This window comes from Flavobacterium sp. (assembly GCF_965277525.1).
Taxonomy (GTDB): Bacteria; Bacteroidota; Bacteroidia; order Flavobacteriales; family Flavobacteriaceae; genus Flavobacterium.
The window spans coordinates 229,298-244,027 of record NZ_CBDIDC010000001.1 but is presented as its reverse complement, the minus strand read 5'-3'; the positions used below and the strand labels follow the sequence as shown (position 1 = coordinate 244,027).

General features: G+C 39.9%; 5 protein-coding genes, 4 tRNA genes and 3 rRNA genes. 10 read left to right on the top strand and 2 right to left on the bottom strand.

All coding sequences use genetic code 11. From position 1 onward, the window contains the following. Positions 1-219: 219 nt before the first annotated feature. Together ACQY44_RS00990 and ACQY44_RS00985 are read right to left on the bottom strand one after the other, a co-directional pair. Positions 220-2,085, bottom strand: coding sequence for an endonuclease (locus tag ACQY44_RS00990; RefSeq protein ID WP_428228552.1), 1,866 nt, complete (start codon positions 2,083-2,085; stop codon positions 220-222). 204 nt (positions 2,086-2,289) lie between these two features. Further along, a complete protein-coding gene (locus tag ACQY44_RS00985) occupies positions 2,290-3,807 on the bottom strand; it encodes a hypothetical protein (RefSeq protein WP_428228551.1) in 1,518 nt (505 codons plus the stop codon). A 268-nt stretch (positions 3,808-4,075) separates the two neighbouring features. Between ACQY44_RS00985 and ACQY44_RS00980 the strand changes: the two genes are divergently transcribed. The 10 genes from ACQY44_RS00980 to rrf all read left to right on the top strand — a co-directional run bounded on the left by ACQY44_RS00980 (position 4,076) and on the right by rrf (position 13,691). Further along, on the top strand, positions 4,076-4,507 hold the full coding sequence (locus tag ACQY44_RS00980; RefSeq protein WP_428228550.1) for a PaaI family thioesterase: 432 nt from the start codon (positions 4,076-4,078) through the stop codon (positions 4,505-4,507). A gap of 3 nt (positions 4,508-4,510) precedes the next feature. After that, positions 4,511-5,578, top strand: a complete 1,068-nt coding sequence (locus ACQY44_RS00975; protein WP_428228549.1) for a chorismate-binding protein — start codon at positions 4,511-4,513, stop codon at positions 5,576-5,578. 82 nt (positions 5,579-5,660) lie between these two features. Continuing rightward, entirely contained in the window at positions 5,661-6,377 is a 717-nt protein-coding gene (bshB1, locus tag ACQY44_RS00970; RefSeq protein ID WP_428228548.1) for a bacillithiol biosynthesis deacetylase BshB1, read from the top strand. Positions 6,378-6,454: 77 nt separating this feature from the next. Next, a tRNA-His gene (locus tag ACQY44_RS00965) sits at positions 6,455-6,528 on the top strand. 288 nt (positions 6,529-6,816) lie between these two features. Then, a tRNA-His gene (locus ACQY44_RS00960) sits at positions 6,817-6,890 on the top strand. A 1,531-nt stretch (positions 6,891-8,421) separates the two neighbouring features. Next, positions 8,422-9,935, top strand: a 16S ribosomal RNA gene (locus ACQY44_RS00955). A gap of 122 nt (positions 9,936-10,057) precedes the next feature. After that, positions 10,058-10,131, top strand: a tRNA-Ile gene (locus ACQY44_RS00950). Positions 10,132-10,241: 110 nt separating this feature from the next. After that, positions 10,242-10,315: transfer RNA gene (locus tag ACQY44_RS00945), tRNA-Ala, on the top strand. A 199-nt stretch (positions 10,316-10,514) separates the two neighbouring features. Further along, positions 10,515-13,396: ribosomal RNA gene (locus ACQY44_RS00940) — 23S ribosomal RNA — on the top strand. 185 nt (positions 13,397-13,581) lie between these two features. Further along, positions 13,582-13,691 (top strand): 5S ribosomal RNA (gene rrf, locus ACQY44_RS00935). Together the 16S, 23S and 5S rRNA genes with 2 tRNA genes alongside form the textbook arrangement of a ribosomal RNA operon. Positions 13,692-14,730: the final 1,039 nt, after the last annotated feature.

The window sequence follows — 14,730 nt, the reverse complement described above, 5'->3', positions numbered from 1 at the left end:
CATATAAGTGATGTAAGTTCATTTTAGAAGTTTGATTTTTTAATCTCGCAAAGACGCGAAGTCGCAAAGTTTTTCTACCTATACCTTTTAAATTTACTTTGCGCCTTTGCGTCTTTGCGCGAAAAAAGAAAAACTTAAATTATCATTACATCACTTATATGGTAAAACAAAAAAAGCGGCAATATTGCCGCTTTTCAGTTTAGTAAGCACTCGTTTTAATTAGTTGATGATGATCTTTTTAGTGAAATTTTCAGCATCCTGATTAATACGAACAATGTAGATGCCTTTTGGCAAATTATGTATCGTAGATAATGAATCACTAATATTTGATTTCTCAAATACTTTTTGACCTAAAATTGAAATTATCTCGATAGAATAGGATGTATTAGCATTGTCAAAGTAGATGTCAAAGTTTCCGTTAGACGGATTTGGATATAAAAACAGTCCTTTTATTTCCGTAAAAGTTTCTTCCGGTATTTCAAGAGTTCCATCACTTCCACCTGGTTTAGCTCCTAAGTTAGAACAGGTATCAGTGCCAAATGAATCCCATTGGGCTGCCAGATTAAAAGTAGTGCTTGGAGCAGTAACCGTTGATTTTCTTCTTAAGGTAACATCCGCGGCAAAATTAGCAGTTCCGCCATTAAAAGTTCCGATGATGTCTATTAAAACGCCATTCTTAAATAAACCAACAGCATCATTCCCGTTAAAGGTCAGTTCAGTTGCAGTCGTTGAAATGTTGGCTAAACTTGTAGCATAACAATTAGAAGACATTGAACTGTTTACAATCGTAAATTTACTTCCTGAAGCTAATGTTCCGCTTAAAACTAAACCTGTACTCCATGATCCGGCACCATTCGTCTGTTTTTTTACCGTATAAGCAGATAAACTTACAGAACCACTTGTGTTGTTGGCAATTTCCAAAGCTTTGTTGTTTCCTGAACCTTCAATATATTCAGAGAAAAGCAATTCAGTAGCTGTTCCTCCGGTTCCGCCACTTGTAGTTGTAGCAGAAATGGTGTTGCTTGATGAAGAAGTATTTCCTGCCGCATCTCTGGCAGTCACATAAATACTATAATTTGTTGAAGCAGTAAGTCCTGTAATAGTATAGTTTAAGCTGGTAACAGTACCTTTTAAAACATTATTTGCATAAACGTTATAACCTGTAACGCCAACATTATCCGTTGAAGCATTCCAGCTAACTGATATAGAGGCAGTCGTTGTTGCTGTTGAAGCTAAACTTGTTGGAGCGGTTGGTGCCTGAGTATCTCCTGAAGGAGCGGTACCACCCCAAATTTGGTTTACATATTCCGGATGATCGATATAGGGATTTCGATTATTCTGACGGGCATAAATAGCATTGTTTCGTGCAATTTCTCTTGCGCTTACCGGATCCTGAGCATTCCAGGCTAATAACATATTTAAAAAAGCAGTGGTGAAAACTTTGTTGCTTGAACCATCAAACATGGCGTATGTATATCCTGCAACGGTATTTTCATAACGGGTTGCGAAATAAAAATACATTCTGGCAATGTCGCCCTTAAAAGCATTTACAGGTTCAAAAACAGTTCCTGAATATCCGGATACAGCACTTGATCCTAATTTGCTTCCGTTTTGAGAAGTATAAGTTGCTGAATTTACAGTTCCATGCGGGTAATTAGAACGCATTCCGTTTACTTTTCCATCCGTTGGAGTGATAAAATGAGCATCAGCCACCATCGGAGACTGCTCATTAAAAACCGATTGTGGTATAATGTGTTCTCTGTTGTAACAATCACCTTCTGCTGAATAATTTCCGCAACGTTGTGTGCTTCCCGTACTGTAATTGTAAGGATCTGTACCTGATGGATTTTCAGAATACATGTCTAAAACAGTTCCGTCATTCTCGTAAAAATTGTCGACATCAGAAGTTTGATACGTGGTGTACAATCCGGCATATCCATTATCGGTATGACCTTTAATAATGTTGTACAATTGTGTTTTTAAAGTGTAACCGGTTCCGGTAGCAGTGCTGTAATAACCGGATGGAATTTGGGCAAAACCCACCGTAACAAATAACAATAAGAGTAATGAGTAGTTTTTTTTCATAAAAAATAGTTTAGGATTTGGGTTGTTAATGAATTGAAATTTAGGTTTTTAATTCGTTAATGTGTCAAAAATACTACTTTTAGGAATACGCTACGTTAAGTCATGTTTAATTTTAGAAAAATTTTCTTACGGTTGTTTTTTTTCCACGAAGGCGCTAAGATGTAAAGTTTTTTATTGCTTAATGTCCTTCCTGGTAAATCTTAATTATTTAGGGAAAGGAGCACTTTGATACGCGCCTAAATCGGGTGGGGAGGTCCTTGCAGCTCCGATAATATCCTTTGGAATGATATATGCCGGATTTCCTTTCGCGAAAGCGGAAGAACTATTGTCAATATTGAATTTATTTTGATTCACATTGTAAAACTTTGGATTTTCGTTTAGGATAATCTGATTGTAATGTGCTGCATCTGTTTTAAACTGATAATCCGGATTTGTGGTAGAACTGCTGAATTTTAATAAACAATTATTCAACTGATAGACAAATGCTGCAGTAGTATTTTTATTTAAATTAAATTCGTTGGTACCTGATCCGTAAATAATACAATTATTGAAAGTTGCTTGCGTTAAAGGATTTGTTTCCGGAGTTGCGCCGGCTAAACTATTACTCAGGGTAACAGCAAATTGTGTGCTGCTTTGCCAATTGTTATTAAAAGTACAATGTGTAAAAATGTAATTCCCGCCATAAACACAGGATAAACTTGCTAAACCCGTATAATTAATAGCAATGTTTTCTCCATTAATAGTTGCATTTTGAGCTAAGATCCCATATTCAGCACAATTGTAAATCTGCGTGTTTTTGATTTGGATCGTGGTGCTATTATCAGGATTTTTAAAATGTAACCCAGTGATGGCATTTTTTAAAGTAAGATGATTTATCGCATGATTTTTACTTCCATTTGCGAAAATAACTGAATTCCATTGTCCCGGAATATCGTCATACAAAGATTCTAGTCTGTCTCCTTCAAAAATAACTTCATTTTCTAGTTTAGCTGTTGTCGATACCGCTCCGTTAATTTGAAGTGATGCTTTATTATCAACGTAAAGTCCGGAATTAGCGTGGAAAAATATTCGTGCTCCGGCTTCAAAAGTTACAGTTTTGTTCTCGGGAACACCTGCAAATCCATAAATGACATAAGGTTTCTGATTTGTAAAAAGTAATTCGTTTCCGTTTACAGGATCACTTTCATTCAAATAAAAACCATCAACAGGCTTTCCGTCAATCTGAATTTTTTCTTTAGTTCCGTCAGGATTTTGTTTTGGATAGAGAAAAATAGCATCCTGAATTAAAGTGACCAATGCAACTTCCTGCAGATTAGCGCCACTATCAAACTGAATCTGATCAGTATACAAAAAATCAGTAGGATTGGCGTCTGTAATATCTGCGGTTGTTTCTATAAAAATGTACAAACTGTCTTTGGATAAAAGAGTGACATCTTTGAATATTTTGCCATTATTTCCGCTCATTCCGTCAACGGTCATTCTGTATTTTGAATTTAATCCGTTTTTGAGTTGAATTGTCGGAATCGAGATATCGTCTTTGCTTTTGTTGTATACTTTGAGCTGGTAGGTACTCGACCCAATATTTTTAAAAACGGTATCTAAATACACAGTATCTTTTGAAAACTTTAAATCCCCGGAACTGGCAACGGTATCAAAATCAGTTCGGCAAGAACTGAGAGCTAAAAGTATTCCGAAAATAAAGAGTATAGAGTATTGACGCATTTGATTTGAATAAGTTTTTTTTTTTTTTTACCACTCCCGATAGCTATTGGGATAAAAGGATTAAAAAGGATTTTTATTGCTATTTTAATCTGTGAAAATTTGTGTAATCTGTGGCATGAATTTAAATTTTCTTTCAGATAGATTATTAAATGTTTCTGTAAAAATAACAAAAAACTTACATGTTCGAAGATGATTTTTAATTTAGAATTGCATTTTCGAATTTGTATCTCTTCTTTTCTTTAATTTTACGATTTTAAATTCCATTTTAATGAATTACACAAAAGAGCAAATTTTAGCGCATTGTAACGAGTTTTCTAAAAACACGCTAATGGAAACGCTAAAAATAGAATATATAGATGCTGGCGAAGATTTTTTGACAGCAAAAATGCCCGTAAATCCAGCTGTCCATCAACCAATGGGACTTTTGCACGGAGGAGCTTCAGTAGCTTTGGCAGAAAGTGTAGGTAGCGCAGCATCATTTTTTTTTATTGATCCAAAAGAACAGGAAGTACGTGGAATCGAAATTTCGGCCAATCACTTAAAAAGCATTCGTGAAGGATGGGTTTTTGGTACGGCGAGAATCATTCATAAAGGAAGAAGTATTCATCTTTGGGAGATTAAAATCACGGATGAAAGTGGAAATCTAATTTCGCTTTGCAAACTGACGAATATGGTTTTGGAGAAAAAGAAAACAGAATAAAACATGAATGACTTTTTTTCTAAAATAAAAAAACATTACGAAAAACATTTGCCTTTTGTAATGTATTCTAAGCCCAATTCAACGAGTATTTTTGGACTTTTACAGCAAAATGATGCTTTACATAAAATCACAAATTATAAAGAAAAAGGTTTTGTTTTTGCTTCTTTTGATGAGAAACAACTGATTTTAATTCCGGAGAATGAATCTGAAATTATAACGACAGAACAAGAAGAAATTGCTTTTGAAACCACTGAAATTGAAGATGTAAATGTTGATGAGGAAGCTAAAGTTCAATATCAGGATTTAGTCTCAAAAGGAATAGAAGCAATAAAAAATGAAGAATTCAAGAAGGTTGTTTTGTCAAGAAGCGAAAAAGTTAATTTGGCTGAATTTGATTTTATTGCCACTTTTCAGCATTTGATTCAATTGTATCCAACGACTTTATCCTATTGTTTTTTTCATCCTGAAGTTGGATTCTGGATGGGGGCAACTCCGGAACAATTATTAAAAGCGAACGGAAATGTTTTTGAAACTACGGCTTTGGCAGGAACTCAAAAAGCAACTTCTGAAGTTCAAATTCTTTGGCAACAAAAGGAAAAAGATGAACAACAATATGTAACTGATTTTATCGTAAAAAGATTGCGGGAAGTTGCTGTTTCGGTTAATGTCACAGAACCTTATAGTCTCAAAGCAGGATCTATCTGGCATATTAAAACAGATATTTCCGGAATTCTAAATGATAATTCAACTCTGGAAGACGTGATTGATACGTTACATCCTACTCCTGCAGTTTGTGGTTTGCCAAAGAAAAAAGCAAAAGCATTTATCATAGAAAATGAAAACTACGACAGGACTTTTTATACCGGTTTTTTGGGTGAATTGAATAGTAGTTTTGCTAACAACGACATTAGTTCTGATTTATTTGTAAATTTACGTAGCATGCAAATTCAGGATGATAGAGCTATTCTGTACATGGGATGTGGAATTACTAAAGAAAGCATTCCGGAACAGGAATGGGAGGAAAGCGTCAATAAATCAATGACGATGAAAAGAGTATTGAACTCAAAATAGTTAAAAAAAAGTTTCAGGTTTCAAGTTTCAAGTTGCCAACAGAACGTGAAACCTGAAACAAAACAAAAAATAAAAAGCAAAAATGAAATTAGATATATTAGCCTTTGGGGCACATCCGGATGATGTAGAGTTGGGTTGTGCGGGAACGATTTTAAAAGAAGTATGTCTTGGTAAGAAAGTAGGAATAGTTGATTTGACGCGTGGTGAATTAGGAACGCGTGGTACGGCAGAAACTAGGGATCAGGAAGCAAAAGATGCGGCAGAAATTTTAGGGGTTCTGGTTCGTGAAAATTTGGGCCTGCGTGATGGCTTTTTTGCCAATGACGAAAAACATCAGCTGGAAGTGATCAAAATGATCCGAAAATATAAACCGGAGATAGTATTGTGCAATGCTATCGACGATCGCCATATCGATCACGGAAAAGGAAGTAAGTTAGTTTCTGATGCCTGCTTTCTATCAGGTTTAATGAAAATTGAAACTTCGATTGACGGACAGGATCAGGAAGCCTGGAGACCAAAAGTAGTGTATCATTATATTCAGTGGAAAAATATACAACCGGACTTTGTGGTTGATATTACAGGTTTCGAAAATAAAAAAGTAGAAGCGATTATGGCCTATAAAACTCAGTTTTATGATCCAAATTCAACAGAACCTGTAACGCCAATTACGAGTAAAAACTTTTTTGAAAGTGTAAATTATCGTGCGCAGGACTTAGGAAGGTTAGTTGGTAAAGATTTTGCTGAAGGTTTCACTGTTGAAAGGTGTTTGGCAGTCAATAGTTTAGAGGATTTGATGTAGTTTTGGTGAAATTTTTTTCATTTTTTTCTTTGGAAAAGTAAACCTTTGTTGTATATTTGCAACCGCAAAGAAAAATGGTGGTTGTAGCTCAGCTGGTTAGAGTATTGGTTTGTGGTGCCGAGGGTCGCCGGTTCGAACCCGGTCAGCCACCCAGAAATTTAAAGCCTTGAAGAAATTCAAGGCTTTTTTTGTGTTTATAATTTAAGTCTTAATAAATATAAATACCAAACCTCTACAGTGTTGGAATTTTAAAAATATTGATTTTTGTAAATCAAAAAAAAGGCAACTTTTAAGTCTTGGTTTGTTGGTTGTTATAGTTTGGTTTGTAGGTTGTTTATTTCATCAAAAGTATTTTCTTGCTTAGTATTTCCAGTTTTGAACCCTTTTTTCTTTGTAGAAGAAAAACTTTGTTGTATATTTGCACCCGCAAAGAAAAACGGTGGTTGTAGCTCAGCTGGTTAGAGTATTGGTTTGTGGTGCCGAGGGTCGCCGGTTCGAACCCGGTCAGCCACCCGTAAATTTAAAGCCTTGAAGAAATTCAAGGCTTTTTTTGTGCGCTTAATTTTTTTAAGCGAAAATGAAGGGTGGTTGTGGGATTCGGTGATTGTTTAAGAGTATTAGATGGTCTTATATTAGTAGAAATTAACCTTCATGGTTTTTCTGAATTGGTAAATGATATGCTTATTGTTTTGGGGCTAAAAATTCAGTTGGTTTTTTTATGTTTTTAGGATGTTTTGGATTGTAGAGGAATTGGTTTTTGTTTTTAATCTGTCTGCTTTTTATTTGGTGTAGCTGCTTTGGGGTCTAGTGTGTGAAGTAGGCGGTGAGTTTTGTTGATTTGATAATTTTGACAGGGGATTGATGGGGAAGGGGGATTTTTTGATTTTTAAGATTGAGTGTTTGTTCTGGAGATTTAGTGGTGTCTTAGGATTAAATATTGATATTGAATTTGTTTTTCTTTAGATTGTAAAGAGATGTTTGGTGATGTGGGTTGGGAGTTGTGTTTGTCTGTATGATTGGTTTTTCTTCTTATATATAATAGGAGTGATGTTAGGGTGAGTCTGATAGTTTTAAGAACTATCGGGCTTGTTGTTTTTTTTGTGTCTAATATATAAGGACTGATTTCGGTTATAATTGAAGGGGGAGGGGCTATTCAAAGTGAAATGCTAATTTTTAGAACTTGGGATTTAGAATTTGGAATTTAGAATTTGATTTAGGAGCTGTTTCCCGCTATCCGTTCCAATCTTTTGTGCCGAACCCCGGCACAAAAGGATTTCCACTTCTATCGGGGCTAGGGCGGAAGTTTCCATAAGAAGGAGAGGAATGAAAATGAAACTTAGTGACTTTGCGCCTTTGCGCGAATAAAAGCAAACTCAAGACAACTATAAAGTAATGTAATAAGCGCTGAAAAAGCTATGAAGTCCATAAAAATGACACTTCTTCCAAAGTTGATATTACGAAAAACACAAATCCTTTGCGAAAATTCGTATAAATCCGGAAAAAGGTAAAAGCTTAAGGTTGGTGTTGTCAGAGTGTTAAGAAAAAGTTTTAAAAAAGGTGGAAATTATATAAACAAAAGGCTTGTAAATGTAAATAAAGAGTGTACTTTTGCACCCGCAACAACGACAGACGTTCACTGAAATACTGGCAGGCACAACGAATCAAAACTGAGAATTTATTTTCAAAAAAGATTTCAAAAAGCTTGCGAGATTTGAAAACAGATGTTACCTTTGCACCCCGCAAAATACGGAAAGTTCATTGATAGGCTGGTTGGGAGATGAGAAGAAAAGGAAAAGAAATTTTCTAAAAAAAACTTCAAAATTTACTTGCCGGTTAAAATAAATTTTCTACTTTTGCACCCGCTTTGAGAAACAAGCGCTATTAAAAAAGAAGACACGTTCGTAGACATATTGAATTGACAGCCGCTTTAACAGAGATGTTAGGGCAAAAGAATAAAGAGTGAGATAATCGAGAGATTAGAAAAGAACCGATAGAGACTGATTCGAATAACAATACGATCTGATGCAAATCAGATCAACAATATACGATGAAGAGTTTGATCCTGGCTCAGGATGAACGCTAGCGGCAGGCTTAACACATGCAAGTCGAGGGGTATAAGTCTTCGGATTTAGAGACCGGCGCACGGGTGCGTAACGCGTATGCAATCTACCTTTTACAGAGGGATAGCCCAGAGAAATTTGGATTAATACCTCATAGTATAGCAGTTTCGCATGAAACCACTATTAAAGTCACAACGGTAAAAGATGAGCATGCGTCCCATTAGCTAGTTGGTAAGGTAACGGCTTACCAAGGCTACGATGGGTAGGGGTCCTGAGAGGGAGATCCCCCACACTGGTACTGAGACACGGACCAGACTCCTACGGGAGGCAGCAGTGAGGAATATTGGACAATGGGCGCAAGCCTGATCCAGCCATGCCGCGTGCAGGATGACGGTCCTATGGATTGTAAACTGCTTTTATACGAGAAGAAACACTACTTCGTGAAGTAGCTTGACGGTATCGTAAGAATAAGGATCGGCTAACTCCGTGCCAGCAGCCGCGGTAATACGGAGGATCCAAGCGTTATCCGGAATCATTGGGTTTAAAGGGTCCGTAGGCGGTTTAATAAGTCAGTGGTGAAAGCCCATCGCTCAACGGTGGAACGGCCATTGATACTGTTAGACTTGAATTATTAGGAAGTAACTAGAATATGTAGTGTAGCGGTGAAATGCTTAGAGATTACATGGAATACCAATTGCGAAGGCAGGTTACTACTAATTGATTGACGCTGATGGACGAAAGCGTGGGTAGCGAACAGGATTAGATACCCTGGTAGTCCACGCCGTAAACGATGGATACTAGCTGTTGGAAGCAATTTCAGTGGCTAAGCGAAAGTGATAAGTATCCCACCTGGGGAGTACGTTCGCAAGAATGAAACTCAAAGGAATTGACGGGGGCCCGCACAAGCGGTGGAGCATGTGGTTTAATTCGATGATACGCGAGGAACCTTACCAAGGCTTAAATGTAGATTGACCGGTTTGGAAACAGATCTTTCGCAAGACAATTTACAAGGTGCTGCATGGTTGTCGTCAGCTCGTGCCGTGAGGTGTCAGGTTAAGTCCTATAACGAGCGCAACCCCTGTTGTTAGTTGCCAGCGAGTCAAGTCGGGAACTCTAACAAGACTGCCAGTGCAAACTGTGAGGAAGGTGGGGATGACGTCAAATCATCACGGCCCTTACGCCTTGGGCTACACACGTGCTACAATGGCCGGTACAGAGAGCAGCCACTGGGCGACCAGGAGCGAATCTATAAAACCGGTCACAGTTCGGATCGGAGTCTGCAACTCGACTCCGTGAAGCTGGAATCGCTAGTAATCGGATATCAGCCATGATCCGGTGAATACGTTCCCGGGCCTTGTACACACCGCCCGTCAAGCCATGGAAGCTGGGGGTGCCTGAAGTCGGTGACCGCAAGGAGCTGCCTAGGGTAAAACTGGTAACTAGGGCTAAGTCGTAACAAGGTAGCCGTACCGGAAGGTGCGGCTGGAACACCTCCTTTCTAGAGCCTCGAGTGTTAGCAGTAATGCACGCTGAGGAAAAAAGAAGAAGCTTTAAAGGTTTTGATTTTAAGACTATTTTACTCTTGCTGTTAGTTCAAATAATAAATTTTAAGAATAAGAGTGTCTCGTAGCTCAGCTGGTTAGAGTACTACACTGATAATGTAGGGGTCGACAGTTCGAGTCTGTCCGAGACAACTATTTTGCTCTTAAAAAAAGGAAATTCTGGAAGTTGGAATTCACCAAAAGAGATTAGAGAAGAATTCAAGAATCTAAAATCTGAATTCTACAATCTAAGATTGAAAAATGGGGGATTAGCTCAGCTGGCTAGAGCGCCTGCCTTGCACGCAGGAGGTCAACGGTTCGACTCCGTTATTCTCCACAAATTTAGTCGAAAGACTAAAGTCTGAAAGTCAAAAGTATGACTTTATGACCTTAGGCTTTACAACTTTCGACATAAATAAAGTTCATTGACATATTGAGATAAGAAAATAATAAAAAGTAGAAAGCGTTTTTTGTTATTGTAGTAATACAAAGAACAAAAGACAAAAAAAAACGGTCATATTAATTTATGATTGGTACAATAAGCAAAATAAGGGCGTATGGGGGATGCCTTGGCTCTCAGAGGCGATGAAAGGCGTGATAAGCTGCGAAAAGCTGCGGGGACGGGCACACACCGATTGATCCGCAGATACCTGAATGGGGCAACCCACTATGTTGAAGACATAGTACACCGATAGGTGGGCAAACCCGCTGAACTGAAACATCTAAGTAGGCGGAGGAGAAGAAAACAAAAGTGATTCCGTAAGTAGTGGCGAGCGAACGCGGATTAGCCCAAACCAATGATGTTACGGCATTGTTGGGGTTGTAGGACCACGATATTTTATGCATGCAGAACCGGAAGTTACTGGAAAGTGACACCATAGAGGGTGATAGTCCCGTACGGGTAATAAATGTAATAGATAGTGGTATCCTGAGTAGGGCGGGGCACGTGAAACCCTGTCTGAATTTGGCGGGACCATCCGCTAAGGCTAAATACTCCTGAGAGACCGATAGTGAACCAGTACCGTGAGGGAAAGGTGAAAAGAACCGTGAATAACGGAGTGAAATAGATCCTGAAACCATACGCTTACAAGCGGTCGGAGCCCTTTCGTGGGGTGACGGCGTGCCTTTTGCATAATGAGCCTACGAGTTAACGTTGCTGGCAAGGTTAAGTGGTTCAGCCACGGATCCGTAGCGAAAGCGAGTCTGAATAGGGCGCTTTAGTCAGTAGTGTTAGACGCGAAACCGTGTGATCTACCCATGGGCAGGATGAAGCTGTGGTAACACATAGTGGAGGTCCGAACCGGTTGACGTTGAAAAGTCTTCGGATGACCTGTGGGTAGGGGTGAAAGGCCAATCAAACTCGGAAATAGCTCGTACTCCCCGAAATGCATTTAGGTGCAGCGTTAGTTATAAAGTTATATAGAGGTAGAGCTACTGATTGGATGCGGGGGCTTCACCGCCTACCAATTCCTGACAAACTCCGAATGCTATATAATGTTCACTAACAGTGAGGGCTTGGGTGCTAAGGTCCAAGTCCGAGAGGGAAAGAACCCAGACCATCAGCTAAGGTCCCCAAATATATACTAAGTTGAAAGAACGAGGTTTGTCTGCCCAGACAGCTAGGATGTTGGCTTGGAAGCAGCCATTCATTTAAAGAGTGCGTAACAGCTCACTAGTCGAGCGGACGAGCATGGATAATAATCGGGCATAAGTATATTACCGAAGCTATGGATTTAGAGTTTACTCTAAGTGGTAGGGGAGCATTCTAACAGGGTTGAAGGTGTGTCGTAAGGCATGCTGGACTGGTTAGAAAAGAAAATGTAGGCATAAGTAACGATAATGCGGGCGAGAAACCCGCACACCGAAAAACTAAGGTTTCCACAGCTATGCTAATCAGCTGTGGGTTAGTCTGGTCCTAAGGCGAACCCGAAAGGGACAGTCGATGGCTAACGGGTTAATATTCCCGTACTACTAATTACTGTGATGGGGTGACGGAGTGATGAAAGCGCCGCGAACTGACGGAATAGTTCGTTGAAGTACCTACCTATAAGATGCGCAGGCAAATCCACGCGTCTTGGGGAAATACGATAGTACTCGGAGTCTTCGGACAAAGAGATAGTGCGCCTAAGGGCTTCCAAGAAAAACCTCTAAACTTCAGGTAATTAGTACCAGTACCGTAAACCGACACAGGTAGTTGAGGAGAGAATCCTAAGGTGCTCGAGAGATTCATGGCTAAGGAATTAGGCAAAATAGACCTGTAACTTCGGGAGAAAGGTCGCCAGCGCAAGCTGGCCGCAGTGAAGAGGTCCAGGCGACTGTTTATCAAAAACACAGGGCTCTGCAAAATCGTAAGATGAAGTATAGGGCCTGACACCTGCCCGGTGCTGGAAGGTTAAGAGGAGATGTTATCTTCGGAGAAGCATTGAATTGAAGCCCCAGTAAACGGCGGCCGTAACTATAACGGTCCTAAGGTAGCGAAATTCCTTGTCGGGTAAGTTCCGACCTGCACGAATGGTGTAACGATCTGGACACTGTCTCAGCCATGAGCTCGGTGAAATTGTAGTAACGGTGAAGATGCCGTTTACCCGCAGTGGGACGAAAAGACCCTGTGCACCTTTACTATAGCTTAGTATTGACCTTGGATAAATGATGTGTAGGATAGGTTGGAGACTGTGAAGTGGCGTCGCCAGGCGTTGTGGAGTCATTGTTGAAATACAACCCTTTGTTTATCTGAGGCCTAACCCCGTTTTGCGGGGGACATTGCTTGGTGGGTAGTTTGACTGGGGTGGTCGCCTCCAAAAGAGTAACGGAGGCTTCTAAAGGTTCCCTCAGTACGCTTGGTAACCGTGCGTAGAGTGCAATGGCATAAGGGAGCTTGACTGAGAGACATACAGGTCGATCAGGTACGAAAGTAGAGCATAGTGATCCGGTGGTTCCGCATGGAAGGGCCATCGCTCAAAGGATAAAAGGTACGCCGGGGATAACAGGCTGATCTCCCCCAAGAGCTCATATCGACGGGGGGGTTTGGCACCTCGATGTCGGCTCGTCACATCCTGGGGCTGGAGAAGGTCCCAAGGGTTGGGCTGTTCGCCCATTAAAGTGGCACGCGAGCTGGGTTCAGAACGTCGTGAGACAGTTCGGTCTCTATCTACTGTGGGCGTTAGAAATTTGAGTGGATCTGATTCTAGTACGAGAGGACCGAATTGGACAAACCTCTAGTGTATCTGTTGTTCCGCCAGGAGCATCGCAGAGTAGCTACGTTTGGAAGGGATAAGCGCTGAAAGCATATAAGCGCGAAACCCACCACAAGATGAGATTTCTTTTAAGGATCGTGGAAGATGACCACGTTGATAGGCTATAGATGTAAAGGCAGTAATGTCATAGTCGAGTAGTACTAATAATCCGTAAGCTTATGTACACCCTTTCCCGATAGCCTAGGCTATCGGGAGAAAACTTTCTAAAAATAGTAAATAAAAGTACTTTTCTTTATCTCAGTATGTTAAGATATTTGCCCGTCGCGGGCAGTCTTTTAGTCAAAAGATAAAAGTCATAAAGTCGAAAGGCTTTATAACTTTAAGAACTTTGACTTTAGACTAACAACCTTAAGGTGGTTATTGCGGCGGGGCTCACCTCTTCCCATCCCGAACAGAGTAGTTAAGCCCGCCTGCGCAGATGGTACTGCAGTTATGTGGGAGAGTATGTCGTCGCCTTTCTTTTAAGAATCCTTCCCGATTTATCGGGAGGGATTTTTTGTTTTACAAAATACTGCAGTTATGCGGGAGCCCCGATAACTATCGGGGGTCGTCGCCTTTCTTTTAAGAATCCTTCCCGATTTGTCGGGAGGGATTTTTTGTTTTACAAATACTGCAGTTATGCGGGAGCCCCGATAGCTATCGGGGGTCGTCGCCTTTCTTTTAAGAATCCTTCCCGATTTGTCGGGAGGGATTTTTTGTTTTACAAATACTGCAGTTATGCGGGAGCCCCGATAGCTATCGGGGGTCGTCGCCTTTCTTTTAAGAATCCTTCCCGATTTGTCGGGAGGGATTTTTTGTTTTACAAAATACTTCAGTTATGCGGGAGCCCCGATAGCTATCGGGGGTCGTCGCCTTTCTTTTAAAGAATCCTTCCCTATTTATCGGGAGGGATTTTTTGTTTTACAAATACTGCAGTTATGCGGGAGCCCCGATAGCTATCGGGGGTCGTCGCCTTTCTTTTGAAAACTCTGTTCCTTACGAAACGGGGTTTTTTGTTTTATATGGGTTGGTAATTTAACCGCAAGGATCGCAAGGAAGTTTTAGAATCCGCTGAAAACCGTAAAGTTCGCAAGGCTTAATTTTAGAGTTTTGCGAACTTTACGGTTTTACTTTGGGGGCTTTGTGGTAAAAAAAAATATTTATCAGGATTATGACAACATATTGTGCGTTCCGATAGTTCAAACCACTGGCAACGTTTGCGAAATTCTATAAATCGCCTGATAAGCTTTTACAGGCGTAATACTTTAGAATTTGGATTTTTAAAATTTGAAATTTCTTTTATCGAAGACTGCGTTAGGGATGGCAGCGGTATCCTTTTGCGATACTAAAACCCTTCTGGCGAAGCAAACCAATACCGCTATCGCAAAAGATTTAGCGTACAGCCCGATCCGAAGGGAAACGCCATAACGATTCATTGTACCCTTTTTAATCATTCATTACTATAATTTGTAACTATTGATTTTCTTTGTTTCAATTAAGAGCGATTAAAAAAATTAAT

Coding starts and splice junctions, on each gene's coding strand:
- ACQY44_RS00990 (WP_428228552.1), bottom strand. CDS start 2,085: ATGAAAAAAAACTACTCATTACTCTTATTGTTATTTGTTACGGTGGGT.
- ACQY44_RS00980 (WP_428228550.1), top strand. CDS start 4,076: ATGAATTACACAAAAGAGCAAATTTTAGCGCATTGTAACGAGTTTTCT.
- ACQY44_RS00985 (WP_428228551.1), bottom strand. CDS start 3,807: ATGCGTCAATACTCTATACTCTTTATTTTCGGAATACTTTTAGCTCTC.
- bshB1 (WP_428228548.1), top strand. CDS start 5,661: ATGAAATTAGATATATTAGCCTTTGGGGCACATCCGGATGATGTAGAG.
- ACQY44_RS00975 (WP_428228549.1), top strand. CDS start 4,511: ATGAATGACTTTTTTTCTAAAATAAAAAAACATTACGAAAAACATTTG.